Annotated in this window: 23 protein-coding genes; 13 read left to right on the forward strand and 10 right to left on the reverse strand. The window is 40.0% G+C overall.

Going from position 1 to position 26,688, the window contains the following annotated elements; translation table 11 throughout:
• Window positions 1-19: 19 nt before the first annotated feature.
• The 3 genes from addA to LMF89_RS07770 form a co-directional block, all read right to left on the reverse strand.
• Complete coding sequence (gene addA / locus LMF89_RS07760; protein ID WP_229534528.1) at window positions 20-3,781, reverse strand: helicase-exonuclease AddAB subunit AddA; 3,762 nt, start codon at window positions 3,779-3,781, stop codon at window positions 20-22.
• A complete protein-coding gene (gene addB, locus LMF89_RS07765) occupies window positions 3,768-7,220 on the reverse strand; it encodes a helicase-exonuclease AddAB subunit AddB (protein ID WP_229534529.1) in 3,453 nt (1,150 codons plus the stop codon). The genes addA and addB overlap by 14 nt, the downstream gene beginning before the upstream one ends.
• A 382-nt stretch (window positions 7,221-7,602) precedes the next feature.
• Complete coding sequence (locus LMF89_RS07770) at window positions 7,603-7,854, reverse strand: carboxypeptidase-like regulatory domain-containing protein (RefSeq protein WP_229534530.1); 252 nt, start codon at window positions 7,852-7,854, stop codon at window positions 7,603-7,605.
• A 266-nt stretch (window positions 7,855-8,120) separates the two neighbouring features.
• Here LMF89_RS07770 and LMF89_RS07775 point away from each other — a divergent pair, with 266 nt between their 5' ends.
• Window positions 8,121-8,585 carry a hypothetical protein gene (locus LMF89_RS07775; RefSeq protein WP_229534531.1) on the forward strand — a complete coding sequence of 155 codons (465 nt, stop codon included), beginning with the start codon at window positions 8,121-8,123 and terminating at the stop codon, window positions 8,583-8,585.
• Between the two features lie 224 nt (window positions 8,586-8,809).
• On the opposite strand, the gene LMF89_RS07780 is transcribed toward LMF89_RS07775, so the two are convergent.
• The 3 genes from LMF89_RS07780 to LMF89_RS07790 form a co-directional block, all read right to left on the reverse strand.
• Entirely contained in the window at window positions 8,810-9,061 is a 252-nt protein-coding gene (locus LMF89_RS07780) for a hypothetical protein (RefSeq protein ID WP_229534532.1), read from the reverse strand.
• A gap of 72 nt (window positions 9,062-9,133) precedes the next feature.
• Window positions 9,134-10,552, reverse strand: coding sequence for an MFS transporter (locus LMF89_RS07785; RefSeq protein ID WP_229534533.1), 1,419 nt, complete (start codon window positions 10,550-10,552; stop codon window positions 9,134-9,136).
• Window positions 10,553-10,673: 121 nt separating this feature from the next.
• A complete protein-coding gene (locus tag LMF89_RS07790; RefSeq protein WP_229534534.1) occupies window positions 10,674-12,626 on the reverse strand; it encodes a glycoside hydrolase family 127 protein in 1,953 nt (650 codons plus the stop codon).
• Between the two features lie 227 nt (window positions 12,627-12,853).
• Between LMF89_RS07790 and LMF89_RS07795 the strand changes: the two genes are divergently transcribed.
• Both LMF89_RS07795 and LMF89_RS07800 read left to right on the forward strand, forming a co-directional pair.
• Window positions 12,854-13,756, forward strand: a complete 903-nt coding sequence (locus LMF89_RS07795; RefSeq protein ID WP_229534535.1) for a helix-turn-helix domain-containing protein — start codon at window positions 12,854-12,856, stop codon at window positions 13,754-13,756.
• 437 nt (window positions 13,757-14,193) lie between these two features.
• Entirely contained in the window at window positions 14,194-14,463 is a 270-nt protein-coding gene (locus LMF89_RS07800) for a helix-turn-helix domain-containing protein (RefSeq protein WP_229534536.1), read from the forward strand.
• A 544-nt stretch (window positions 14,464-15,007) separates the two neighbouring features.
• On the opposite strand, the gene LMF89_RS07805 is transcribed toward LMF89_RS07800, so the two are convergent.
• Both LMF89_RS07805 and LMF89_RS07810 read right to left on the reverse strand, forming a co-directional pair.
• Complete coding sequence (locus LMF89_RS07805; protein WP_229534537.1) at window positions 15,008-15,631, reverse strand: CBO0543 family protein; 624 nt, start codon at window positions 15,629-15,631, stop codon at window positions 15,008-15,010.
• 124 nt (window positions 15,632-15,755) lie between these two features.
• Window positions 15,756-16,655: an EamA family transporter gene (locus LMF89_RS07810; RefSeq protein WP_229534538.1), complete on the reverse strand. Its 900-nt coding sequence runs from the start codon at window positions 16,653-16,655 to the stop codon at window positions 15,756-15,758.
• A gap of 380 nt (window positions 16,656-17,035) precedes the next feature.
• Between LMF89_RS07810 and LMF89_RS07815 the strand changes: the two genes are divergently transcribed.
• Window positions 17,036-17,749 carry a flavodoxin family protein gene (locus tag LMF89_RS07815; RefSeq protein ID WP_229534539.1) on the forward strand — a complete coding sequence of 238 codons (714 nt, stop codon included), beginning with the start codon at window positions 17,036-17,038 and terminating at the stop codon, window positions 17,747-17,749.
• Between the two features lie 9 nt (window positions 17,750-17,758).
• Here LMF89_RS07815 and LMF89_RS25705 read toward each other — a convergent pair whose 3' ends face one another.
• The gene (locus LMF89_RS25705) at window positions 17,759-17,890 is read right to left on the reverse strand and encodes a hypothetical protein (protein ID WP_255711078.1); all 132 of its coding nucleotides are present in this window, start codon (window positions 17,888-17,890) and stop codon (window positions 17,759-17,761) included.
• A gap of 68 nt (window positions 17,891-17,958) precedes the next feature.
• Between LMF89_RS25705 and LMF89_RS07820 the strand changes: the two genes are divergently transcribed.
• Window positions 17,959-18,597 (forward strand): cyclase family protein, encoded by a 639-nt coding sequence (locus LMF89_RS07820; protein ID WP_229534540.1) that lies wholly within the window; start codon window positions 17,959-17,961, stop codon window positions 18,595-18,597.
• A 330-nt stretch (window positions 18,598-18,927) separates the two neighbouring features.
• Here LMF89_RS07820 and LMF89_RS07825 read toward each other — a convergent pair whose 3' ends face one another.
• Window positions 18,928-19,068 (reverse strand): hypothetical protein, encoded by a 141-nt coding sequence (locus LMF89_RS07825; protein WP_229534541.1) that lies wholly within the window; start codon window positions 19,066-19,068, stop codon window positions 18,928-18,930.
• Between the two features lie 427 nt (window positions 19,069-19,495).
• On the opposite strand from LMF89_RS07825, the gene LMF89_RS07830 reads away from it, so the two are divergent.
• The 8 genes from LMF89_RS07830 (at window position 19,496) to LMF89_RS07865 (ending at window position 26,486) form a co-directional block, all read left to right on the forward strand.
• Window positions 19,496-20,332 carry a transporter substrate-binding domain-containing protein gene (locus LMF89_RS07830; protein ID WP_229534542.1) on the forward strand — a complete coding sequence of 279 codons (837 nt, stop codon included), beginning with the start codon at window positions 19,496-19,498 and terminating at the stop codon, window positions 20,330-20,332.
• A 15-nt stretch (window positions 20,333-20,347) separates the two neighbouring features.
• Window positions 20,348-21,049: an amino acid ABC transporter permease gene (locus LMF89_RS07835; protein WP_229534543.1), complete on the forward strand. Its 702-nt coding sequence runs from the start codon at window positions 20,348-20,350 to the stop codon at window positions 21,047-21,049.
• 33 nt (window positions 21,050-21,082) lie between these two features.
• Window positions 21,083-22,288, forward strand: coding sequence for a M20 metallopeptidase family protein (locus tag LMF89_RS07840; RefSeq protein ID WP_229534544.1), 1,206 nt, complete (start codon window positions 21,083-21,085; stop codon window positions 22,286-22,288).
• The gene (locus tag LMF89_RS07845; RefSeq protein ID WP_229534545.1) at window positions 22,285-23,001 is read left to right on the forward strand and encodes an amino acid ABC transporter permease; all 717 of its coding nucleotides are present in this window, start codon (window positions 22,285-22,287) and stop codon (window positions 22,999-23,001) included. The genes LMF89_RS07840 and LMF89_RS07845 overlap by 4 nt, the downstream gene beginning before the upstream one ends.
• The gene (locus tag LMF89_RS07850) at window positions 22,998-23,753 is read left to right on the forward strand and encodes an amino acid ABC transporter ATP-binding protein (RefSeq protein ID WP_229534546.1); all 756 of its coding nucleotides are present in this window, start codon (window positions 22,998-23,000) and stop codon (window positions 23,751-23,753) included. Before LMF89_RS07845 ends, LMF89_RS07850 begins: the two co-directional genes overlap by 4 nt.
• A gap of 147 nt (window positions 23,754-23,900) precedes the next feature.
• Window positions 23,901-24,434 (forward strand): hypothetical protein, encoded by a 534-nt coding sequence (locus LMF89_RS07855; protein WP_229534547.1) that lies wholly within the window; start codon window positions 23,901-23,903, stop codon window positions 24,432-24,434.
• A gap of 181 nt (window positions 24,435-24,615) precedes the next feature.
• Window positions 24,616-25,800, forward strand: a complete 1,185-nt coding sequence (locus LMF89_RS07860) for a sensor histidine kinase (protein ID WP_229534548.1) — start codon at window positions 24,616-24,618, stop codon at window positions 25,798-25,800.
• Window positions 25,797-26,486 carry a response regulator transcription factor gene (locus LMF89_RS07865; protein WP_229534549.1) on the forward strand — a complete coding sequence of 230 codons (690 nt, stop codon included), beginning with the start codon at window positions 25,797-25,799 and terminating at the stop codon, window positions 26,484-26,486. The genes LMF89_RS07860 and LMF89_RS07865 overlap by 4 nt, the downstream gene beginning before the upstream one ends.
• Window positions 26,487-26,688 lie beyond the last annotated feature (202 nt).

Below are 26,688 nucleotides of genomic sequence, written 5' to 3' on the forward strand. Positions count from 1 at the left end.
CTGGCGATAGAAAAATTTATTATTTTTTATTGTCCTCTTGACGGGTAGCACACCATATCCTGACAGCTTCTTTTGTGCTAAATACGTATAAATATTTTTCGATTACCGGCTGCTTAAAAATCTTCTCTACAGCTTCTGCATACAGATTGAGCTGCACCGAATAACGGTCAATTAATTCACTGCTATCAGTCACCCAATCCGTCTTATAATCCACTAACACCAACCCATCCGCCTCATCAAACAGTACATCGAGAATCCCTTGAATGAAAATACCTTCTCCCGCCCCTACCATATCATCATAAAATTTCTCAGCAGGAAGAACCAGACTAAAGGGCAATTCTCGCCGTACTTTCGGCGAAGCGCATAAGCGCTGACCAAGACTACTTTGGAAAAAGGCTGCCACGCCTTTAGTATCCACAATTTCAGCATGTTCCGGCAAGATCATTTCCTTCTTCACCATCGCTGTGATTTGCTCTTTGATACCAGACTCAGACAAATTCCCCTGTAAATCCATCTGCTGCATGATGCTATGCATTAATGTGCCTCGTTCTGCACCCGTAAGTCCCACTGACTGCTGAATGAACCTAGGACGCAGAGCAATGGATTTCTTAGCAAAAATTGGCTGGCTACTGCTTTCTTCCACCTCTGTATCAAAACGCCGTTTGATTTCCGTCACAGACAATTTAGCAGGTTTGCCCACAATATGCTGATAAGCGTACTGCCAACCTAAGGTTTTCTCTACCCAGACAAAATCTTCGCCACCCTCAACAGGCTGCAGAGTACGGATATTTTCTAACAACGTAGTCGTTTCAGACTGCTCTTCACCAGCCTCCAGCAATTGGCTGCGGGAATAAATATCCACCTTCCACGCTGACAGATCGTCAGCGAAAATGCGGCTGGGCTCTTGTTCACACTCCCCATATTCTCGAAGAGGTGCCCCCCCCACATGCCGTGCCACAGCGGGACATAGCCAATCCAAATAATTACCAGCTCCTGCAATCATTGCATCTGGCAGAGTAGGCTGAAGACGATCGGTATATTGACACCATCCTGCCGTTTTTTTTGCTAGCTTGCTCACAGAACCTACGAGAATCAGTTTTTCTCTCGCCCTTGTTAAGGCTACGTAGAGAATGCGCAGCTCCTCCGCCTTGGTTTCCATGATGAGCTTATGACGAATGCCATGCCTTGCTAAAGTTGGATACCGAAACCGCAGTTCCGGATTGGTCACATAAGGACCCACCCCTAAGATTTTGTGGCTCAGTACCAGGGCTTTACTATCCTGCAAATTGATGTTCTTCCCTAAATCAGCCACAAATACAAGAGGGAATTCCAGCCCTTTACTCTTGTGAATACTCATAATTCGTACCACATCTTCACTTTCTCCCAAAGCTCTGGCAACGGCAAGATCAGAACCTTTGTCCTGCATCCGTTCTACAAAGCGCAAAAAGCGAAATAAACCTCGAAAATTTGTCGATTCATATTGACGAGCCCGATCATATAGCGCCCGCAAATTTGCTTGCCGCAGCATTCCACCCCGCATGCCGCCTACATAATCATAGTACCCAGTATCCCGATAAATCTGCCAGATCAGTTCAGGTACACCCTTGCGCCGAGACAAATTACGCCATTTTTCAAACTGCCTCACAAAGGCTGCCACTTTCTTCTGCATTTTTTCATCTATGCTCCCCTGCTCTATCTCATAGCTCAAGGCGCTCCACAACTCTTCTCCCGGGCAGCACAAACGAACTTCTGCCAACTCTTCCGTCGTAAAACCCACTAAGGGTGAACGCAGCACCGCCGCCAAGGCAATATCCTGGCGTGGATTGTCAATTACACTTAATAACGCTACCATGATTTGCACTTCAATTTCTCTAAAATAACCGGCATCCAGTTCGGCATAGGCTGGTATGCCTGCCTTTCGCAGTACATCCAGCATGACATTCGCCTTGCCTTTTACTGACCGCAGCAAAATAACAATATCTCGCCAAGCGAGATTGCGATATTGTTTTAAAGCTTTATCATACACACGATAACTGCCTGTCATATATTCAGCCATCTTTTTAGCAATCAAACGCGCCTCTAGTTCAAAACCACTGAGTTCCGCTTCTTCCATCAGCTCAGCTGCAGGACCATCCGGAGATTCTACGCCCTCACCGTTATCCATTTCCCCTTCAGGAGAAGCCATCGGCTCCTCAGCCTCATCCCGATCTACAATGCACAACTCTACAGGTCCTTCTAATAGTTTGCCCTGCTCTTCCAGATAATCAGGACCAGGATTGAGTTTTTCCGCTTCCCCATACTCCAGCTCTCCAATTCGCGGTGCCATAAGCTGCACAAAGAGGAAATTGACAGCATGCAGCACTCCCGCCCGACTGCGAAAATTTTGAGACAAATCAATGCGGGCATACTGGCTGCCAGCGGTGGGATAGTGGCGATATTTTTCCATAAACAATTCTGGTTCGGCTAAGCGGAAACGATAAATGCTCTGCTTCACATCACCTACTAAAAATAAATTAGGCTGCTTAGTACTCGCTACCAAACGCAAAATAGTTTCCTGTACCCCGTTGGTATCTTGGTATTCATCAACCATCACTTCTGCAAAACGCTCTTGCAACTCAATTGCGACAGAGGAAGCCTCTATCTCCCCTGGCCGGCTTGTTGGTGCAAGCAATATTTCTAAACAGAAATGCTCCAAATCATTGAAATCCAATACATCTTTGCTGCGCTTCATCTTGGCAAATTCCCGGCCAAACTCAATGACTAACTTGCCTAAGGTTTCCACCACTGGAGCAATGATTCGCATATCTTCCAATAGTTCCTCTGCCGGACGATCAAAAAAGTGCACCTTGCAGTCATTGACTTTATCCTTTACCTTCTGCCTGCCCCGTTGAAAATATTTTTTCAGCGACTCATCCGTTCCCTTGGGCACAGCAGCAATTTTCTCGAACTTACAACTGGCTATTGCACCAGCCAGCCGCTCCCAGGAATGGGCAGCCGCAGACAGTACTTCATCAAGAACGGCCCGATCTGCCATAAAGGTATCTACATAGGCTTCCACGCCACCTGACTTTCCTGCTTCCAGGCAAAGAGCATCCAGCTGCTGCCCCGCCTGTTCCAAATCCAATATGATCTTCTCCCGAATCAACTGAGACCAAGGTGTTTGATCAACCCTTGTCCCTTCAGGCAAAGCAAAACGCTTAGAAAGATCAGCCAGCCAGTCTTCTGGCCACGGATGACTCTGGGAGAAGTTATATAACCCTAACACCAGTTGATACAAAGAATCATCACTCTGCTCATCCCCGTAGTGTTCCACCAGATCCAAAAACGCCTCATCTCCTTGAGCATATTTGCTCTCGAAGAGGGCTTCTAAGACTTCGGTCTTCATGATCGTCACTTCTGCCTGACCCCCAATGCGAAACTGAGGATCTAAATCTAAGAGATGAAAATTCTGCCGTACAACGTTTTGACAAAAAGCATGGATGGTTGAAATGGCGGAGGAATTTAAGAGTGCCAACTGCCGCTGAATATGCTCGGAACGAGGCTGTTTCTTCAGCTCCTCATTCAATGCCGAGCCGATTCGCCCCCGCATTTCAGCCGCTGCCGCATTGGTAAAAGTAACAACTAGTACCTTATCCACATCAATTGGCTGGTCCTTATCCAAGATACGGGAAATGATCCGCTCAACCAATACAGAAGTTTTACCCGATCCAGCCGCCGCCGCTACCAATACGTTTTTATTGCGAGTTTCAATTGCCAATAACTGCTGCTCAGACCAACTCATCGGGTTTCACCTCCTGTCCCTGGATAATTTTCCCCATAATACTACTCTCATCCGGCTTTGCCAGTCTGCGGTACTGATTTTCCGGCAATAAACTGTCAAACTGGCACACTGAACTATACTGACAAAATCCGCATGGCGTTCGTTTGTCTAAGGCATAAGGACTAATTGCAATATTGCCCGCCATAATTTCTCGTGCCGTGTCCACTAATTTCTTCTCTACATGACGGAGTAGCAATTGAAATTCTTCTGGCTCTTTGACATAAGATAAGCAATTGCTATAAAAGGTATCATCCTTTTTCAAGGCGACCTTCAAGAATTCTGAATAGCCGTCAATGCTTTGATCCAATAGCCGTATGACCTGAGAATCTGCTAAGACCCAGCCCGGCATCTTCAACAGGCCATTGATTTTTTTGCAGATTTCATCTGCATCCAGTTTTATCTTATCGGATAAGTTCGGATTCTTTAAGAAATAATACAGCACTCCTGCGGGCAGGCAATCTTCGTACGCCTTACTCGCTACCAATAGGTAGGTTAATAACTGCAGCCGCAGTCCATAATATACATCCACCAATTTCAGCCAAGCGCCCCCTGACTTATAATCAATGATGAGCATATATTTCTTGCCTTCTAAATCGGCAACATCCAAACGATCAATCTGCCCCACTATTTCCAAGGAAATATCATCTGGCAGCATATAAACGAGAGGAGGCAGCGCATCATCCCCCCGACCAAACGATTTTTCCATTGCCATGGGTTTAAAGGTACTTACTCGGTCAAATTCCACTAGACGACGCACTGCACGGGTCACCGTCCGTTTCAGTCTGCCCACCAAATGCTTGTGCTGCTCTGAACTTAATAAAATCTCATTTTGCAGCTTTGGGGCCAGTTCTTCTACCACTTGATTGACAATCTCCTTGTACTCTCCTTCGCTCATACTGCCCCAATCCCGCCCGGCCTCTTGCAGGCTGTCGCCAAATCCTTTTAGAGCAGCATGCAAAAACTGTCCCCAGTCAGGAGCCTGCAGGCGAAAAACCGCTCGTTCCTTGAGACTAAGTCCATATTGAGCAAAGTGCTTGAAGGGACAAGCCTGATAGGATTCAAAACGAGTGACGCTGCCCCTAAGCTTATTCTTCTTCGGATATAAACGTCTCGCCAAATTTCCTGGCAGGGACTCTACCTGGTTGTGATGAAACAGTCCTGCTACCGCTCGTTGCACATACCACTCCAGTCCCTGATGCTGTATCGCCCAGTTATAAACATCCCACCACACACTAGCAATTGCCTCGCCGCTCTTGTAGCTGCGGAGCACAGCTGCCAATGAGGAAATACTGCGCTTCCCATGAGCGATATATTGTCGTTCACTTCCCGGTACAGGTTCTACAGGCAAGGAATGAAAGGGTACGGCGGCCAATTCTCGCACCCGTTTGATCAAAAGGGATGGGCTTAGCCCCTTGCCTTCTTCATCTGCCAGAGGATAACTCAGCCACAAATAGTCTCTCGACCTTGTTAAAGCTGTATAAACCAAAAACCGCTCGGCAAAAGAATCCGATTGAGAACCGGGTGCTAATTCCAGTCCCAGCTGGATCATCTGACCTCGCTCGGCATCCGTTAATAAACCCTCACCGCGACCACGCATGGGCAATACCCCATCGTTTACGCCTGGGATATAAATACTTCGAATGTTTACCAAGCTGGTCTGCTCCATGGGAGAAACAGTAACATAATCAAGTCCAGGAGGTATGAGACTGAGGGTCAGTCCTTCCAAGCCTTCACTGAGCATAATCCCATAATCGGTGACTTTCATTTCTTCTGCTCCGCAGATTTCCACAAGTTGTTCCATTAACTGAATGACTTGGTCCCATAACTGACGATGCTCCCGTGCCTGCTCCAGATCCCCAATTTCTTCGGCATGAACCGCCCACACTTCTAGTTTCTCAGGCACCATCAACCCCACTAGAAATTCATATAGGGCCGTCGTCATCGCCAGTACAGTAGTTGCAGCTTTCATCTGCTGCTCAAAGACAATCAGAGGCGCAGAAGCTTTCATCCTAATCTCGTTAATGGATTGCAGCTGCTCCTGCTGCACTTCATTCAATTCCTCATCTTCCCCTAAGGAAAAGCGACGAATAAACGTCCAGGGCTGACCATTGGTCCATTTTGTACCGCGAATCCCAAACTCCAATACGTAGTTTTCCAATTTATCAATATCATCCCGAGACAGTTCAAATAAATCCGTCTTAAAACAGCGAAACAGCGGATCATAACTCCACCGCTCCGTGATCACTTCTAAAACAGAACGCAATAATTCTGCTAAGGGATGATGTACCGGCTGACGTTTGCGATCACTGAAAAAAGGTATCTCATAATCAGCCAGCACTGTTTCTACAAGTTCAGCGTAACTATCCCCATTCCGAAGCAAAACTCCAATATCCCTCCAGCGATAGCCTTCCTCTCGGGCTAAACGCAGCATATCTCTTGCCATACCCTCGATTTCTACCCGACGATTAGCAGCCTCTGTTACCACTACGCCTCGCGCTTCTCCCGTCCAAACCATAGAAGGAAAGGTAAATAACTGCTCTTCCATATGCCCAAGAATTGGAGCACTAAAGCGCTTAGTCTGGACTAATTCCACTTCCTCAACCTCTGCCCCTATTTTCCTTGCCATGTCCAATAGCTTCCGCCGTGTATCCCACTGGCGATGAAACAATGCTGTCTCACTAGCCTGCTCACCAGACTTAGCATCTGCCAAACACAAAGTAATGGTTACACTGACAGAATTCTGCAATAGCTGTGCCACCACACCTGCCTCCTGGGGATTAAACCAGGTAAAACCATCAATCCACACCTGGGCCTGATGCAAAATTGCAGACTGAGGAATCTTCTCTGCCAGCAAGGTGAGATAATCTTCCGGATCCGTATAGCGCCCTTGCAAAAAATTCTCAAAACCTTGATATACTAAGGCTAAATCATGAAGTTTATCACCAATCGGCAAATCCGCACACTGTTCTTCCACTTCCGCCAAAGACTCTGGTGATACACCATAAGCTTTAAATTCCTGAATCATACTGACTAAAATATCGGCAAAACTTCGCTGAGCAGCCGCCCGATGAAAGATCTTAAAATCTGCTTGATGATCATGCAGCAATTTATTTAATACGATTCTCTTCCCCAGTTCTGTAATGTGAGGACGAACCGCACCACCCGTTTCCATTAAAACCCGATGTGCTAAACGGCGAAAACCAAAGACATAGGCCCTCGTAAAGCCAGCAATGTCAGGATTGGATGCCAGCTCATGCTCCACCTGAAAGGTAGCATGCTCCGGCAAGATCATGATCATAGACCGTCCCTCTGGTGATGCCGCCAGCATCTGCCCCATTTCCTCTAAACAATACTGGGTCTTACCAGCCCCAGCCCTTCCTATAATTAAACGAAGCTTCACCTTATGTTTCACCTCTTACCTTGTATCTTGCTATTAGCAGTAACATTCGGTATGAGGGGGGAAAAGTCCTACACGATAGGATTGCACAGGGAAAGTATTCATAGAAAGAAGAATTTCATGAATCCCATTCAAATAGCTACGCCACTTGCAGCTACTATAAAGAAAACAAAGAGAGCTAACGCCTTTCATAAGCGAGCTCCCCAGTTTCTATGACTTTATGTTCTTACAGGAAATTAAATTGTAAAAATATAGGACCCAAAAGGGTAGAATGAAGACATATGTTAATATATTATTTATTTATGTAAAATAAAATTAAAGTTATCACTACCATCTTTTAAATAAATTTTTCCGCGGTATGTTTTGTATTTTTCTTTACCTATCGTTACCCAGTATACTTTGTTACTGGCAAATAAATTGAATAATTACCTCGATTGTTAGTCTTTGCAACTTGTATACTATTTAAGCCTCCTTCCAGTTCGAACACTAATTTTGCTCCATCAATTGATCTCAAATTTGAATCTGTTATTTTCCCAGAAATAAGGTACTTTGCTGTTGCCGCCGCAGTGTTAAAATGAAACAGGTTTACGAAAAGAAAAGAACCGAGAATTAGTAGGAAAATCTTTCTGTTTTTCAAAACAAGCACTCCTCATCGATAATATTTTTGACACAAGTAAGCAATATATTACTATAAATTTGTGACGAAAGTATGACAAAAAACACCTGTTCCCTTGGATAATAAAGATTAACAGGTGTTTGCTTATGGGGTTATTTGTCATACTTCTGTCGAATTTAAGGGATATAATTAAAAGTAGTCTACTCATTACACATATCGTACATAATGCTAACTAGTGAAAAAATGTCTATTACTAGACAGACTTAAATGTTTTAGGAGGATTTATTATGAAGAAAATTGCACTTACTGTAGTTTCACTACTTGCTTTCGGTGCCAGCACTGGTTTTGCCGCTCCTATTAATAATCTGGTACAAGGTCAGACAGCCATCGGTGTAATAGATGACTCCTTCTATCTCCAACACAAGATGTCTGACAATCTTACGCTCGGATTACAAAAGAACGACATTTATGGACAGGTTAATGTAAACAATAACATTAGAGCTATCATTGGTAGCAGAGATTATAATTCCAACTCGAGAATCTACATAGGAGCAGCAGTGACGAGTCCATTAGCTCCTTCTTTGGATGGCTACGCCTCTCTGGTTGGCGCTACTAATTTTAAAGAACTGCAAGTTGGGGCCAACTACAACCTAACTAATAATCTTGACGTCAATGTAAACTACCGCTCCTTTATGCCAGACGAAGGCAGTAATAGTAACCGCACTGGATTGGGTGCAACATTAAAATTTTAACCTTAATAGCAGAAAAATAGAAATAAATTCCGCAGGGCGATGCATCAAGAACTTCATAACAATCCCCTCCATTATGAATTAGTGATATCTAGAAATCGTATTCTGGGATGCAAAGCAGAAAAAGAAGCGGGAAAAATCGTAAACGATTTTTCCCGCTTCTTTTTCCATTAAATGATTCATACCCATAATCTTTCTTACTCAAGAATCAAAATATCATAGACACTTCACCTTAGATTTTCTTTGTGTCGTTGCTTTTCAGCTTTCTGACGTTCATGCCACTCCCGTTCACTCTCATTTGGACGTCGCTTCATTTCGCGCTCATGTCTTTCATTTTCAATCTGATTACGATCATCTTGCTGCTGCACAGAGGATGGTTCAATATGTAGCGGTGAAGCTTCTATTAACGATGCACCCAATCTGACTTGCATCACACCTGCCATTGACAATATAGCTATTTTTTTAACCATGCTTTTCATGAGAAATCACTCCTATCTGGTATTTATTGCTTTATTGTAATCCATTGATGTAACAACAATGTTACAGATTAGTCACTTTTTACCTAAATCTATAAGAACCTGACCTTCCATTTGTTCAAATTTAGTATAAAACAGAAGTGGAATAATGGCTAACAGAAATACACTTGCTGGAAACCAGATAAATGCAAATTTAATACCTGCCAAACTAGAAATCGTCTGGACCTGATTTGGTATATAGCCATATAAATCCATAATCCACGCAGGGATAGCAGCACCGATGCCACTGCCGGCTTTAATACAGAATGTACTGCCGATTGCTGTAAGAAATCCGGCGGAACGAATTCCCGTTTTCCATTCGCCAAAGTCAACTGCCGATCCTAGCATTGCAAAAGGCATTGCACAAGCAATTCCACCGCCCATATTAGATAAAATCCAGCCAATAATTACTCCCGTAAGATTACTGCCAGAAAGGAACATAATCATCTGACCGATAATAGCTGCTGCCAATCCCATAATCCACGTATTCCGCTTACTTACCACTTTGCAGATAAAGGGAATTGCAACCATTGCAATAATTTGTAAAGAGGCAATACTGTTTACAAAAGCAACCATGTCTTTTTGTCCCATATTATAGGTAAAATAATAAATCACCGATGAAGTTCTTCCCATCATTGCAATCCAAAAAAGCAAATTACTGGCTGTCATAATCACCCATGGCCAATTGCCTTTGATCGCAAGAAAACTGTTTTTCAGGGGAATTTTTTCTTCCTGTTTTACTGTATATTTTTCTCTTACATTCTGAAATGCATAGAATGCCATCAATACAAAAACAGCACCAAGGATGATTGAGGTATAGAAAAAGCCCTGCTTATCATCGCCCTTGCCTAAAAAAGCAACCAGAGGTAGCGCAGCGACATTCATCAAAAAAAATCCGACCTGCCCGCCAACCATACGGAACGAATTCAACACAAGACGCTCTTTCGGCTGAGGCGTAAGCGATGGCAAAATTGCTGTGATTGGCGTATTGAATCCAGTAAATATAATATTAGCAACGAAATAAGTAGCTCCCGCATAGACAATTTTCGTTGTCGGACTTACATCTGGTACATAAAACATCAATACACTGAAAACAGCAAACGGTATTGCCAACCAAAGAAACCAGGGTCGGCATTTCCCGTATTTTGAATGCGTCTTATCAATGATAATTCCCCAAACTGGAGCATCTATACCATCAATAATCCTTGCAAGAAGCAGAATCATTCCGGCTGTTACGATTGAAATTCCTGCTACATCAGTATAAAAGTAGAGAATATAGGATGTTGCAAAGCAATACAGCAGATTTCCCGCAGCATCCAGCATTCCATAACTGACGCGCTGTTTTAACGGTAATTTAGCAGGTCCCACACTTTTCGTATTGAGCAGATTTGTATTTAAAGTTTCCACTTTACCAGAATTTTTATTGAGTTGTATGTCATTAAGCTTAGGATCCATAATTCATTTCTCCCATCCATTCAATTTTTCAGAAAGAATTTTTGTTTATTATAGAATGCCAATAAAAATGCTTCATATAAAAACAGATGAATTAATGCAGTCTCTAAGATAAAGTTGATAATCAGTATTTAACCCATACGGTCATTTCTCCAGGTGTACGATTGCTCCATGCATAATAGGGAATCCATTTTATTTTTTTTATTTGCCATACAGGCTCGCGATACGATTGATATAGTGTATTTTCTTTCCATGATTTTTCGTCCAACATCTTCCCACTAGAGATAATGCTAACAACACCACCCAACAAATCCGGTTCAAATTGAACGTGAAAATTTTGCGTATCGCAAAGGTATATTCGATGCAAATTCGGACCATTATCCGCTTCTTCAAGACAATATACAATAGGTCCTCTCATCATTGCTACCTTGCCAAGGTCTTCTCTTACCTTCGGATTCGCCTGCATAACTTCTATCGGCATAGCAAAATGCAGATGAATGACATCTCCATTCTCCCATTCTCGCTTCAAATATGCATATCCACTGACAATTGATGCATTCGCTTTTTCTCCGTTAACGTTAAGTTCATACGCTTTACACCAGCCTGGAATCCTCAATGCATATGTAAACTCCTTGCTTTCTGCTAACGAAACTGTAATCTCTACATCTTCATCCCATGGGTAATTGGTCGCTACTGTAAAATTAACTTCTTGGCTATCAAATGTATGGGTCAATTCACCACCGATATAGAGGTGCAGCCATAACGTATTGCTTTTCGCCGAATACGAATAAATGTAACTTCCAAGAGATGCAAACAATCGTGCGATATTCGGTGGACAACATGCACAACCAAACCATTTTTGCCGCTCAACTTCTACATGACGGTGCAATTGATCTTTCTTAGATGCTTCTGGTACAACCTCAAGGGGATTTACATAAAAAAAGCTCTTACCATCCATGGACATACCGCTCAGAATTCCATTAAATAACTCTTTTTCAATGACATCCGCATACTCCCCTTCAGGAGAAATTTCGAGCATCCTGCGGGCAAAGAAAACAGCACCAATCGAAGCGCAGGTTTCACCGTAAACGGTATCGTTTGGTAAATCATAATCATAGGTAAACGATTCACCATAAGCTGAAGCACCAATACTTCCAGTAATATACATCTGACGCTGAGTCATATTGTTCCAGATACGTTTGCAGGCTGCATACAATTCTTCGTCTTTGGTTAATCGTGCTACGTCCGTCATGCCGGAATACAAATACGTCGCTCTCACTGCGTGACCTTCTGCCACCTGTTGACTGCGTACTGGCTGATCTGCCTGGTAATACTTATACTGAAAGTAGCTGTCTTTCCACGGAAAGTCATTGCCATAACGTTTTGTTTCTTCTTGAAAATATAAAGGCTGCTGACCTCTTTCATCGATAAAATATTTTGCTAATTTTAAATGCTTTTCATCCTTTGTGATGTGATAGAGTTTCACCAGCGCCAATTCAATCACTTCATGTCCAGGGTAACCATGTTTTTTCCCTTGTTCAGGACCTAAAATCGTATCTACATAATCGACATACCGGATTGTAGCCTTTAATAATTTATCCTTACCGGTTGCCTGATAGTAAGAAATTGCACCTTCAATCATATGACCCAAACAATACAATTCGTGATTATCCTGTAAATTGGTCGATCGCTTATCGAGGCCATTTAAAATGTAATATGTATTCAGATAACCATCTGCTTGCTGAGCAGCACAAACGATATCAATTGCTGCATCCGCCACCTTTTCTAAGGCCGAATCCTTATGCCACACCAAACAATATCCTACAGCTTCTATCCATTTGGCAAAATCACTATCCTGAAAAACACGCCCTGCAAACTTTCCTTTTTCCAAACCTGCAGCAATTTTAAAATTCTTCATACAATGACTTGGTTCGGCACCTTCTATTCGATCATTCAATGCGTCCCACTGATAGGGAATCACTTGCGTTCGAATCAGTTCCATTAACGTTTGCCAAAATTGATCCTTAATTTTCACTTCGGCAATTGAGGCAGGTGTTGAAAATTGCTTATCATCCATAGAAATTCTCCTCTTCACTGTATTTGTATTTTGCGCACACTTTATCAAGGTGTCTAAAACCGTATATACACCTTCGAAATTACAAATTTATTCATAATTTTCAGCTTTTTATTAATAAAAGGAACCTTCATAGAAAACAATATATTGTATTTGCTATACCCATAGTATAATATGGGTATAACTGTCATACAACTAGCATTATATTAGAATAGGTGGTGAAATCCTATATGATGTATTGTATTGCAAAAAACAAATATCCTCTGAAATATTTTTCTTGCGGAAAGCTGATCAGTGATGAACCTTTTTTGCATTTACGAAGAAACCTTGACACATTTGTTCTTCTGGTCGGCTCTAAAGGTACTTTATATATCGCCCAAGATGATCAACCTTATGAATTAAAACCAAATCAGTTTATGCTGTTATTTCCTGGGCACGAGCACTATGGCTACCGTGAATCAGAGCCCGGACTTCACTATTACTGGTGCCATTTTCAGACATGTCATAACCAGTACAAATTTCTGACAGAACAGCAAATGAACCAATATCTGCATATTGAAAAAAACACCGTAGCCGAAAGCATTCTTAAAACGTATTACATCCTGCCTCAATTCGGAGAAATTCTGATTAAAAATCGTATTGACCTGATTTTTAATCAACTATTGGATTTATCGAACCGCAATTACTATTCTAAAGCCATCGTCACCAACTATACACTGAGTTTGCTGCTTATGGAGCTTTCGCAAAACTTCATCGATACGTCTACTCCCAAAATACAGGACATTTCAAACAGCAATTACAAAATCGCAGAAATAGCTGAATGGATTAGAGTCAATTACAATACGGATCTTTCTGTAAAAAAAATTGCTGATAAATTTGGTTATAATCCCGATTATCTTTCCTTAGTTTTCAAAAAGTTCACTGGTTATCCACTGCTTAAATATTTGAATCGATTAAAAATCTCTGAGGCAAAACAATTGCTGCTTAATTCTTCGGCAAACATTAAAGAAATTGCAAATGCTACTGGGTTTATCGATGAAAAAAACTTCATGAAACTCTTTAAAAAAATGGAATCTTTAACACCAACCCAATATCGAAACACCTTCTTTTGCAAGCACTTCAATAAAAAATAATTTTAAAGATATAACCTTCAGAGGATCTTGCTTGTTGATATAAATTTGTACAAAAAGAAAAAGCCGAACGCAGCGTTCAACTTAAGTTATCCTAGATATTTCTGTTATAAAATTCTTTCCGAATAAATTCAGCACATTTATTCAGTATAGTTTCAAGTTGTTCATCAATCCTAGAGGTATCTTTATTTTCTTTTTTTAAGCTATCAATCTCCTGACTTAACTCTGAGATGGTATTACATATTTTATCATATTCCATTTTCTTTTGAACTGATAGTTTATAACTCACATAACCATTCCTTTTTAAAAATTACTCAACATTAATCCATATTATACCATATCTTTCTTTGTGCTAGAAATATTTATTCCATTTTAAAGAAGTGCATAAATTTGCATTGCTCTCTATAATTAATAGTACTAATTATTGGGAGTGTAACCTTGTGCGAAAAAAAGATACCGATAAATTCTTTTCAGTATATAGAGAAATTGGTAGAAAGATTGCATTTTATCGTAATCTTCGTGGTTTGAGTCAGGAAGAACTTGCAGCAAAAATTGAAGTTAGCACAAGTCATCTTTCTAAAATAGAGGCTCTAAATACAAATATAAGCTTTTCACTTGATATGCTTTTGTTGATCGCTGAAGGTTTAGACGTGGATATCGCAGCATTCTTTAATTCAACAGAAGTACAAAATCCTTATATGAGAAAATAACAAGTAGCACCGGATTATCGGTGCTACTTGTTTATAGATTATACGATAAATATGCAAAGTATAATTTGTATTTTTCAATTATTATATATAAACATATTTATTATTAGGAGAAAATAAAATATCCTCACACTTCTTGTTCGTCAAGTGCGAGGACTAAAAATTAAGTTAGAGTTGCAGGATCTATATAAACTCCTATAGAAACTCCATACAATACAATCGCTGTTAAAGCAATCAAGAATAAGATATATCCACCAATTATGACTTTCTTATCAAAGCTCTCGTTGGGATCTTCTTTCCTTGTTGTTTCACAATATCCGTCGTGACAATAGGTATTAGCCGTTATAATCACTCCTTTCGAACTGAATTACTAGCTTTAATGTAAATATATAACAATCAATAATCATTGTCAATTAGAAAGTTTATTCCGTTAAAAGGCACAATTGCGACAATTTAAAATTTTTATCTTCGTCAAGTAGATAGGTGCAAGAAATGGCTACCGCCAGCATACAGGCAGTAGCCATTTAAATACCATCTATACCCTACTTTAATCCTTCCGATTCTTATTCTCTTCGTCCAGTGGTTTCATTGCGGGTTGCATCGTTGGCGTTAAGGAGTTGCTAGAATATCCGAACTCATGTTTTTGTTCTATTTTTAAAACAGTAAGAAGGATCGCCCGCATAACGATTGCGACGATTATCATAATAAAAGTGTAGTAATACTGCCAATTGTACAATCGAAGAATATCAAATTTTACTAGCATGGGAAGAAGGAGAAAAGAGTAACCCGCTTCAACGATAGCGGTCCAGAGAAAGAATTTTTTCCATGAACGACAATATTGGTATACTAACATAAATCCTAATGGCACAATCGTTAAATCGTTCAAAAATAATGCTTGACCAAAAGGTAATGGTTTTACACTGTAGCTCCAAAGAGCAGCAGAGGATCCAGCATCATCCATAATTAACCTGAAAACCGCTATAAACGAGCCAAACAAGAGTATTTGCGTTAAATAACGTTTATTTACATACTTCCACCAAATTGCATATGCGATAGCGATACTGCCAATGATGAACCACCACCGAACCGTAAAGAGATTTCTATACCAATCTGTGAGTTGGTAGCCCCACAATTCAAATGTAGATTTATAAATCATGTCAATAATATCCATGGAAGTCTCCTCCCTTTTTTCGCATCAGCCTTAGATTACCCTGCGGTTGAATAATCTATGCGTGGACTAGATCGTTACGTGAATATTATGAATTTTACTAATGAACGATTCGAGACTTATTCCTTTACGATTTTTCTTGTACCAAATAGGTAGATGAAAGTCGTTTTTTTTCTAAGTTGGGATATACAATTCCCAGGAGAATAAATAGAATGCCGATCCATTGTGAAGAGTGCACAGTTTCACGGAGAACCAGCGTAGACATGAGTACAGCCATTGGCAGTTCCGAAGCACTCAAGATATTACCTAAACTGCGCACTTTGGGCATACCAATATTGAACAATATTGGTGGAATCACTGACCCAAAGAGTCCTGTAAAAATTCCATAGCTAATAAGCCCCTTTGCCAGTACTCCATTAAAGAGAAATTCCGGGGGCATCAGTACAAAAACAACTATGGTCGCTCCACTCGTCATAATTGCACTTTTATAGATCGGGTGGACGGGAATGCTGCTAAGTCCACTCACATAAATAAAAGTAGCAAAGGATAGTGCAGCAGATAGTCCCCATAGTATTCCAATCCAGGAAAAAGAAATGCCGCTTTTAAGAACGCCAGAAGCAAGGACCGAACCAAAAAGTATAATCCCAATCGCAATAACATTTTTTCGGCTCGGAATATTATTATCAAGTACATACCGTAAACCAAGGCTTATCCAGATAAATTGCAAAAGTAGAATGATTGCCAATGAAGCATTAATATATCCAAGGGATTGATTATAAAAAATACCCGTTAACCCCATTGGCATCCCGCTGATAAGAAGAAGCATCCATTGTTTCGCTGATAGTTTTATCTTAGGAACAAAGGCGGCCACCATCCATAACATAACTGCTCCACAAAAATATTGACTGCCAGTTACCTCACTGACTATGAAACCCTCTCTGTATGCAAGCTTCACAAAGGTTGAAACAACGCCATATGAACATCCACCAAGAAAAACTAGAATCGAATATTTCCAAAGTCCCATCATCCAAAATCCTCCTGTTGCATAAAATAAAAACGCCACCCATCCCTTAATAAAGAGATGAGTGGCGAAATGAAAATTTAGATTTTCAGAAAGTCCACCTACCGCATGGTTGTTTATGCAGTTTTGCGACTATGTTATTTTTAATAATTATAGTCCCACATATAGGAACTGTCAAGAACTAGACGTTTTCAGGGTCTACCCTAGTATTTGTGATTAGGTCTGTAGCTAATAATAGCATGTGTTATATCATTGAACATAAAGTGATTTTAAACGCACTATTTTCTATGAATATTATACTATAGATCTGCTGAAAATTTAAGACTGTAAATTTTTGGAACTGATTGATATAATTGTTTATAGATTACGTGAGAGAAGGTGGATTAATGAAAATTGTAGTTATTAATGGGAGTCATAGAGGAAAGGATGGCAATACCAATATAATAGTTACCGCCCTTTTAAAAGGAGCGCAAGAAGCAGGGGCGGAAACAGTAAATATTTTTTTGGCGGAAAAGGAAATTAAATTTTGCAAGGCTTGTAAGGCCTGTTGGTTCAATAGTCCAGGAAAGTGCGTGATTAAAGATGATATGGCTGAGATAATAGCTCTTATGGAAGGCGCAGATATTCGTGTATTAGCTACACCGCTCTATTTTGACAATATCTCAAGTATGTTAAAAGTCTTTATGGACCGAATGATAGTGACAGCCAGTCCTTATTGGGGAACGGATAAAGATGGGGAATGCCGGCATTTAACAACCAGTTTACCTCCGAAACTTATAATGATAGCCAACTGCGGCTATCCCGAAAGATCCCACTTTCAAGTGATCTCTCACTGGATTAGAAGACATGCGCGCAATATAAATACTGAGATAATCGGTGAAATATATGCTTCACAGGGTGCTCTTCTGAGTACCAGAGAAGCTGAGGTGAGGCCTATTATTTCTAGCTATCTGAAAGTGCTAGAAACAGCAGGTAAAGAAATTGCTACCGACATGAAGTTGACAGAGGAAACTGCGAAATTGTTGGAAAAAAACTTTATTCCCAATGAAATTTACATCCAAGAAGTTAAGCGATATGTTGATGCTATATTGAAAAAATAGTTTTATTAATTATACATTTTCATCCTCCCGTTTCAGGTCGGCAAGAGTCATATACTCTTCTTTGTTATACCCCTGTTCTGCTTCGGCAATCATTTGATCCAACGCCTTTTTTTCCCTTGCCTTTAAGGATTTCTTAGCCACATTGCAACGATAGAATTAGTATTGAAATATTTATGAACTTAATAACAATCAAGTCGAGGAGGTTACACATGGAAATCATTGATCTTTCACAACTAATCCATGCTGAAATGCCAGTATTTCCAGGTGCCCCGCAGCCACAATTTCAACAAGTAGCCCGAGTGGAAACTAACGGATTTCGAGTGGCCAATGCAACAATGAATTATCACGTAGGGACTCATATGGATGCTCCTGCTCATATGATAGCAAGTGGAAAAACACTAGATGCATTTTCCGTTCACCACTTTACCGGCCAAGCGGCAATTGCTGAATTTGCCGAGTTGTCATCTGAAACGATTACTTTGGAAGCTATCCAAAAGTATGAGCCGATCCTTCACCAGATCGAATATTTACTTCTCAAAACTGGGTGGAGTAAATACTGGGGGAGTGAGCAGTACTTCAAAAACTATCCTACTCTTACCCCTGAAGCCGCCAAATGGCTGACTAGTTTCCCACTGAAAGGAATTGGATTGGATGCGATTTCGATTGATCCAATTACCAGTACCGATTTTGAGATTCACCGAATTCTACTGGATAAAGAGATATTGATCGTGGAAAATTTAAGCAATTTAAATGCAATTGATGCAGATTTCTTTGAGTTCTTTAGCATGCCGCTTTGGATCAAACATGCCGATGGCTCACCAGTCAGAGCAGTAGCTATGATTCGGTAATTCATATATATACTCTCTCTATTTCGTTAGCCCGCTGCCTGCCTTTGTGCCTGCCACATGGTATAATATTTGCCACGTTTTTGTATGCAGATCCTTATGAGTACCCTGTTCAACAATTTTCCCTTTTGATAGGACTAGGATATGATCTGCGCGCAGAGAATAACATGGGTACATAAAAAAGCGTGGCAGCTTCGATACATGCCACGCTTTTCCTAATTTAAACAAAAGATATCGCTAGTCTATACATTCCTAATAGGAGTATAAACTAGCGATAGTAGTGTGTAGTGTTAAGGCCTCTGGAGAAAGTGAACCATATTTCTTTACTAAAAGCTACGCTTTTACATCAACGATATTATTTGTTTTTGCGGTTTCTGGCTTATTAGCTTCAATCTTTTTAGATAACAGATTCTTTTTTTGCAGATTCGTGTAGTATAGGCTATTAATGTTTGTATTGATTGCTGGTATTGCCATTATATTCTCCTCCTTTCCTTTTTATTAATTTTATTGGGGGAACAATTACCTGTATCGTCTCCTCAAATTTGAAATACATTTAAATTTCTCTTTGATATTCCTTTGTTCCAAAAAATTAAATTTTTAGCAGTTTTATCTCAGTTAGTTTATTTATTTTTAAACGGTATTAAAATTCTTCCCCTTAAGGCATATAGGGTAATTTGATCAATGCAAAATATACTTGACGTTTTTCCAATAGTTATATATAATCAATTACAATATATAAATTACACAGAATGTATCGCTGATCAGAAAACTGAAGGCTGATTTCTCTAAACGTTAGAGGAATCAGCCTTTTTTGATTTGGCTATTTTTCATTACTGCCAGTACATTTACAAAAAAGAAGTTTATAAATAAAAATTAGGCACATAAAAAGGAGAATGAAATCATGAAAACAGCAACAAAAAAAAGAGCACTACTGAATATATTTTTAGTTTTTCTATTACTTACAGGGCTAGCCCTCATCACAGGCTGCAGTTCCAGCAGCGACAAACAGGCTGATACGGCTAAGACCTACTATGTAGCAACCAGAGGAACATTTAAACCATTTACCTATGTAGATGACAAAGATCAATTAACCGGTTATGATATTGAGCTTTTAAAAGAAATACAAAAAAGGAATAAAGATATCAAATTTGAGTTTAAAACTATGAGTATTGAAAGTGCTTTTGTCAGTCTGACATCAAACCAGATTGATCTCATTGCAAATCAAATGGGACGCAATGAAGAGCGGGCCGCAAAATATACATTTACCAAAGAAGTTAACAATTACACACGCACCAAAATTACAGTGAAAGGTGATCGAAATGACATCACTACACTGGATGACTTAAAAGGAAAAACTATGGTATTAGTCCCTACCAGCGAATCAGCCAGATTAATTAAGAAATTTAACGAAACTGCCGAGCCTAAAATCAATTTGATTTATACGGATAAAGGATCTGCTGAAACATTGAACTTAGTTGCCACAGGCCGGGCCGATGCCAGTGCCGACTATGAAGTTGCAGTAACAGAAGCAAAGAAAACTTTAGGTCTGGATGTGAAAAGTGTTGGCAAGGTAATTTCTGGGGTTCCTACTTACTTTATCCTAAGAAAAGACGATGAATCTCAAAAATTAGCTGACAAAATAGATGCCACGTTAAAAGAAATGAGAGCTGACGGTACACTTCAAAAATTATCTGAACAATTCTTAGGGGCAGATTATACATCTTCCTCTAAGGAATAGAAAAGGGGTCTTACTTTGGCAAATTATTTTGATTTAGGCTACTTGATTAAGACGTTCCCGATCATACTGTCCTATTTGCATACTTCATTGCTGATTACCCTTGTTGCAGGGGTAATCGGCATCGTCATCGGAAGTATCGTAGCATTGATTCGTATTAATAAGATAACAGTTTTAGATAAATTGGCTGCCATCTATATCTCTTTCATACGAGGAACCCCCTTCTTAGTACAACTTTTCTTGGCTTATTTTGGTCTGCCTGAGCTTATACAAAAATTAGGTTATCAGGGGATTCGCGAGATACCGACGTTGTTTTATGTGTTTATTGTATTTTCCCTCCATGTCGGAGCTTATATTGCAGAAATCATTCGCAGTGCCGTTTTAGCTGTAGACAAAGGTCAATTAGAAGCGGCCTATTCCATTGGTATGGGAGCGATTCAAGCCTATAGCCGGATTATATTGCCTCAAGCCTTTAGTATTGCAATCCCTACCATTTGCAATATTATTATATCGACATTAAAAGGAACCTCCTTAGTCTTTAATGTGGGAGTGATTGATATGATGCGTAAGGCAGATTTGATGGGTGCAAACAGTCATCGAAGCTTAGAGCTGTATATCAATGTTGCCATAATCTATATTCTTTTGGTATTTATTATCAGTAAATTATCAACATTTATCGAAAAAAGACAAGTCGGTTATCATCAAATGAGCAATCTATAAATAAAGACTAATTGATATGGATGTGAATCGATTATGAAAGATATAAATGAAAAAATAAATGTACTTACTGCAGCTCTCTATCCTGAATTAGTTGCGCTTCGTCATAGGATACATGAAAATCCGGAGTTGAGCAATCAGGAATATCAGACAGCTGGGCTAGTTGAAAAAGTGCTTACAGATTGGAACATACAATACACGAGATTGCCGAACAGTACGGCAATTATAGCCCAAGTGAAAGGAAACCTAGAGGGCGATCAAAGCATTGGTATACGAGCTGATATGGATGCATTGCCAATTGATGAAGGCACATCACTGGAGTTTGCTTCGAAAAATAAAGGTGTCATGCATGCCTGCGGACATGATCTTCATACAGTAAATCTTTTGGGTACAGGATATGTACTGTCCCAGTTAAAGGATCACTTTGCTGGTACCGCCAAATTAGTATTTCAGCCGGCTGAAGAAGTCGGCGGCGGTGCCCAGGAAATACTTGATTTTGGTATCTTAAACAATCCAAAGGTAACAGCTTTCTTAGCTGCGCACGTTTCTGAAGATGTGAAAACAGGTTATATTCAAGTGAAAGAAGAAGAAGTGATGCTGGCCTCCAGCCAGTTTACCATCCAGTTAAGCGGTCGAGGCGGTCATGCTTCAGCACCTCATCAAACAGACGATATCATTTTGGCAGCAGCAAAATTGATTCTGGAACTCCAATCCATTCCAGGAAGAAAAATAAACCATCTTGAACCAGCAGTGATTACAGTTGGCAGTATTCATGGCGGCAGCCGCAGTAATATAATCCCTAAAGAATTAGCGTTAACTGGAACCATTCGAACCCAAAATAACACGCTGCATCCACAAATTCATGAACATATCATTAACATTCTAAAAGCCCACGAATTGATTACAGGCATTAAGGGAACCGCATCCTTTCGATTCGGATCAGGAGCTGTTTATAACGATCCGGTACTGACTAAAGAATTCGTAGCAGCAGCTGCTATCATCGGTGAAGACAATGTGTTAAAAGCTAGATTTCCCGGCAATGGCTCAGAGAACTTCTACCGTTTTTCGAAAGAAGTACCCTCTGTGTTTTTCCGTATTGGGGTAAATCATGATCCTTCCGAAAAGATAGAACCCGCTCACAGTCCAATGTTCACAGCTTCCGATGAAGCATTAGAAATTGGTGTAAGGGTTACAACCGCTGCAGCCATTGCATTTTTACAAAAAGCAGGATTAAGAGTATGAACAATATATTAGAATTTTCATTTATGTGGGATACTTTTATTCATTTATTGCAATTTATCCCTGTTACCTTGTTTTTGGCAATTATCAGCATGATTTTAGCAAGTATTATTGGTTTGGCCAGTGCCATCGTGCAACTTAGAAATATACCGATTCTAAAACAAATCGCGACTGTTTATTTGCTAATTGGCCGGGCAGTACCCACCATGGTAATGCTGTATATCGTGTATTTCGGCTTGCCGCTTCTGCTGCTGGTATTCACGGATAAAACGGGAATCGATACAGGATATCAGCATATACCTCCAATGGTCTTTGCAATTGCAGGCCTTACAGTGCACACCGGAGCCTATCTAACAGAAATCTTTAGAGCTGCCATACTATCCATTGATAAAGGACAGATGGAAGCAGCCTTGTCTGTTGGTATGACTTGGTTTCAAGGGTTTTATCGAATCATCTTCAGGCAGGCAGCATTAGTTGCCGTACCGCTGCTTGCAAATCAATTTTTAGGGTTGATTAAAAGCACATCCATTGTATTTACCATAACGGTGATCGAACTGTTAGGTGGTGCCAAAATTGCTTCTGTGGAAACCTATCGTTATTTAGAAACCTACTTAGTCGTAGCGATTATGTATTGGAGCATCAGTATCGTCTTTGAGAAGCTCTTTTTGCTTGCCGAACAGAAATTAGGAATTTTCAAGAAGGAAGCTAACATATGATTGAATTTAGAAATATCCACAAAGCATTTGGTGAAAATAAAGTTTTAAAAGGAATTAATTGTACAATTCCTACAGGCTCTGTAACGGTTATTGTCGGACCAAGCGGCTCTGGAAAAACAACCTTGCTGCGTTCGGTAAACTTCCTGGAAAGAGCCGACAGCGGGGAAATCATTTTAGATGATATCCATCTTGATGTGGAAAAGGCTACAAAGGCAGATATTCATAAAATCAGGCAGCGTACGGCTATGGTTTTCCAAATGTATAATTTATTCAAGAACAAAACCGCTTTAGAGAATATTATGGAAGGTTTGGCGATTGTAAGAAAAGTACCCAAAGCCGCTGCTAAAGAAAAAGCGTTATATTTCTTAGAAAAGGTCGGTCTGGGCCATAAAGCCGATGCCTATCCTCATGAATTGTCAGGTGGTCAGCAGCAGCGAATTGGCATTGCTCGTGCGCTGGCCCTTAATCCTGATGTAATCTTATTTGATGAACCAACTTCAGCCCTTGACCCGGAATTAGTCGGTGAAGTACTGGAAGTAATGAAAAAAGTAGCCCAGGAAGTCAATTGTACCCTAGTGGTAGTTACTCATGAAATTGTCTTTGCCCGCGAGGTTGCGGATCATGTCATTTTCATGGATGGCGGCGTCATCGTAGAGCAAGGACCACCACAAGAAATACTAAATAATCCAAAAGAAGATCGCACCAAACAATTTTTATCCCGTTATATTTCATTAATTGAATATAATATCTAATGGATTCGCTGGCGTAAATACCAATCACCCAGGTTTTTCATAAAACCTGGGTGATTCTTGTTGCCCATATATCTTACTGTAGCTGAGGAATCGGATATTGCCTAATTGTTTCCATCATGATATTCTGATTAAAAAGGATGTGTAGAAATGATTAAGAAATCATGGACGACCCTTATCGTCGTCAGTTTATGTATGCTTATTTTTAATGCCTCTCCCGTCAATGCGGCTCCTGCTGACGTCATCCAAGAAGAATCAGCTCCTCCTCAAAGCCAAGAGCAGCTTGCAGAGATTTTTACAACTTTTTCAGAAATCAACACCGCCCTTGAAAAGGATATAAAAGAGTACCAAGGGTTCATTGACGATTATAGCAATGATCGCGTAACTCCAAGTGAGATGAATACGAATTTGTCGAAGTTGAATGAATCAATAAAGGACACCCGCAGTAAAACATATTCCTTGAACTTTACTGGCAAATACGAGGACGATAAAATCCAGCTGCTTCGAACTTTTGATATGCTGCATCAATCCTTAAAAGATATGAAAATATCCATAAGTCTTCGAAATACAGGTTACTACTCAAAAGCGAAGCAAGAATTGCAGGATGCTGTACAATTCAAAGCTTTAACCTGGAAGCACATACATGAAGATCTCCATAGTGATGGCTACATTCCTGCCAATTAGCAAAAGAGAAGCTGTCTGCCTAATATAAGGGCCGATGACTTCTCTTTTTGCTAAAAAAATAAAACCTTTTAACCTTTTTTATAAAAATTTTAAGAATCCTTTACAGCAGGTTTATACTTCCCTTTCTTTAGAATATAATAGTGGTAGCAACAGGCCTCGAAAAAAGCGAAAGGTGATATTGATGCACAGACATGACGACCAAAAATATTCCCATAACAATTTGAATAAAAAAGACAAAGGCGACTTCCCTGCAACCTTTCGGCAATTTCATCATCATCATCACAGGCACCATCATGAACGTTTTCTGCAGCACTATACCTATTTTCGCTATCTTCGCCCACTAGGCATTGTATTTACCTTTGTTATTCTCTACTTAGCATTTTACTGGGGGGGTAACAAGGAGATTGGCATCCTTTTTGCCACGCTGCTTGCAGTGAAAGAAATAATCCATTTTTTCTTTATGTGGCGCTTAGAAAAAAATATATTTAAGCCCATGATTAACTTAAAACAGGGCCTGGATGAAGTCACCAAGGGAAATTATACGATTAAAGTAAAAAATGAACTGTCCAGTGATCTTGGCATCGTAATTGATGCTTTTAATGAAATGACGGAAAAATTATATGAAAATGAAAAGATCCAAATGGAGTATGAAGAAAACCGCAAGGCATTAATCGCCAATATCTCCCATGATCTCAAAACACCAATAACCGCCATTCAAGGCTATGTAGAAGCACTTATGGATTCTTCCATTACGTCGAAAGAAAACCAAACTAAATATTTAAGAACCATTCATCATAATGCAATTTACGTTAATAAACTAATTGATGATTTATTCATGTTCGCAAAATTAGACATGCAAAAACTAGAGTTTCAATATCAATGTACAAAGATTCGATCATTTATGGATGATTTGATTGCAGAATATCGTTTTGATTTTAGCGAGCGGAATATTCAGTTTTACTATGATGTGCTGCTAGAGGAAGATGTCCAAGTTGATTTGGACGGAAAACGCTTTCACCAAGCCATTAATAATATTTTGAACAATGCCATTCAATATGGTCCTACAGTGGGTTTATCGATAGAAGTAATCGTCTATCAGCAAAAAGACGCTGTCTGTATTGACATCAAAGATAATGGACCTGGTATTCCCACAGAAAAGCTCCCCTTTGTCTTTGACCGATTTTATCGCATCCATACGGAACGCCCAAAAGAAACAGCAGGTACCGGGCTGGGCCTAGCCATTACCAAAGAGCTTATCGAAGCACATGGTGGAAAAATTATCCTTTCCAGCAACCTAAATCAAGGAAGCTGTTTTTCGATTCAGCTTCCCATTTGCCAGAAAAATGACGGGGAGATTGCACAATGAAACGCATTTTGATTATTGAAGACGATCTGGATATCGCAGAACTGGAACGGGATTATCTGCAACTAAACGGCTATAAAGCAGAAATTGTTCAAGATGGAATGCTGGGATTAAAAAAGGCAGCTTCATCCGTATATGACGCAGTTGTCGTGGATTTGATGCTCCCTAATAAAGACGGCTTTGAAATCATCAAAGAGATTCGAAAAAATCAGGAAATCCCCGTGATTGTCGTATCTGCCAAAGTAGACGATATTGATAAAATCAGAGGGCTGGATGTTGGTGCAGATGATTACTTAACAAAGCCATTCAGTCCCGCAGAACTGGTAGCAAGAATAAAGGCTCACCTCAAGCGTTACGAGAGACTAAAAGGACCCTCTCTCTCTCTTGAAGTGATACAGCATAAAGGCTTGGAAATTAATCCTGCATCTCACAAAGTTTTTGTATATGGTAAGGAAGCGCAATTGACGACAAAGGAATATGAGCTTTTACTTTTTTTAGCTTCTAATCCGAATATTGTTTTTAGTAAAGAGCATCTTTTTGACACCATCTGGGATAATGAAAGCTTTGGTGAGGTAGCCACTGTAGCAGTCCATATCCAAAAAATCCGCAAAAAGATTGAAAAAGACTCAACCAATCCTGAATTCATTGAAACCCTGTGGGGTACAGGATATCGCTTTAATTCAATTTAAACACGGTTATAAAAAAACAGAAGCCATTTCCACTAAACGGAAAATGGCTTCTATTCTCATGCACCGATAAAAATCTGTTTTTTGTGGGATTGCTTAGAGGGGTTGGCTGCGATTGCTGCACCTCTCACTATCAGATTTTCCGGATGATGCCAGCAAATATTTTTTCTTCCTTTATATGAGTTTCATTATACACTGAGCTATA

The organism is Pelosinus baikalensis (genome assembly GCF_020819555.1).
Taxonomy (GTDB): Bacteria; Bacillota; Negativicutes; order DSM-13327; family DSM-13327; genus Pelosinus; species Pelosinus baikalensis.

Excerpts from the sequence above, each read along its gene's own strand:
- addA (WP_229534528.1), bottom strand. The coding sequence starts at position 3,781 with ATGAGTTGGTCTGAGCAGCAGTTATTGGCAATTGAAACTCGCAATAAA.
- LMF89_RS07775 (WP_229534531.1), top strand. The coding sequence starts at position 8,121 with ATGAAGAAAATTGCACTTACTGTAGTTTCACTACTTGCTTTCGGTGCC.
- LMF89_RS07780 (WP_229534532.1), bottom strand. The coding sequence starts at position 9,061 with ATGAAAAGCATGGTTAAAAAAATAGCTATATTGTCAATGGCAGGTGTG.
- LMF89_RS07785 (WP_229534533.1), bottom strand. The coding sequence starts at position 10,552 with ATGGATCCTAAGCTTAATGACATACAACTCAATAAAAATTCTGGTAAA.
- LMF89_RS07790 (WP_229534534.1), bottom strand. The coding sequence starts at position 12,626 with ATGGATGATAAGCAATTTTCAACACCTGCCTCAATTGCCGAAGTGAAA.
- LMF89_RS07795 (WP_229534535.1), top strand. The coding sequence starts at position 12,854 with ATGATGTATTGTATTGCAAAAAACAAATATCCTCTGAAATATTTTTCT.
- LMF89_RS07805 (WP_229534537.1), bottom strand. The coding sequence starts at position 15,631 with ATGGATATTATTGACATGATTTATAAATCTACATTTGAATTGTGGGGC.
- LMF89_RS07810 (WP_229534538.1), bottom strand. The coding sequence starts at position 16,655 with ATGATGGGACTTTGGAAATATTCGATTCTAGTTTTTCTTGGTGGATGT.
- LMF89_RS07815 (WP_229534539.1), top strand. The coding sequence starts at position 17,036 with ATGAAAATTGTAGTTATTAATGGGAGTCATAGAGGAAAGGATGGCAAT.
- LMF89_RS07820 (WP_229534540.1), top strand. The coding sequence starts at position 17,959 with ATGGAAATCATTGATCTTTCACAACTAATCCATGCTGAAATGCCAGTA.
- LMF89_RS07825 (WP_229534541.1), bottom strand. The coding sequence starts at position 19,068 with ATGGCAATACCAGCAATCAATACAAACATTAATAGCCTATACTACACG.
- LMF89_RS07830 (WP_229534542.1), top strand. The coding sequence starts at position 19,496 with ATGAAAACAGCAACAAAAAAAAGAGCACTACTGAATATATTTTTAGTT.
- LMF89_RS07840 (WP_229534544.1), top strand. The coding sequence starts at position 21,083 with ATGAAAGATATAAATGAAAAAATAAATGTACTTACTGCAGCTCTCTAT.
- LMF89_RS07845 (WP_229534545.1), top strand. The coding sequence starts at position 22,285 with ATGAACAATATATTAGAATTTTCATTTATGTGGGATACTTTTATTCAT.
- LMF89_RS07850 (WP_229534546.1), top strand. The coding sequence starts at position 22,998 with ATGATTGAATTTAGAAATATCCACAAAGCATTTGGTGAAAATAAAGTT.
- LMF89_RS07855 (WP_229534547.1), top strand. The coding sequence starts at position 23,901 with ATGATTAAGAAATCATGGACGACCCTTATCGTCGTCAGTTTATGTATG.
- LMF89_RS07860 (WP_229534548.1), top strand. The coding sequence starts at position 24,616 with ATGCACAGACATGACGACCAAAAATATTCCCATAACAATTTGAATAAA.
- LMF89_RS07865 (WP_229534549.1), top strand. The coding sequence starts at position 25,797 with ATGAAACGCATTTTGATTATTGAAGACGATCTGGATATCGCAGAACTG.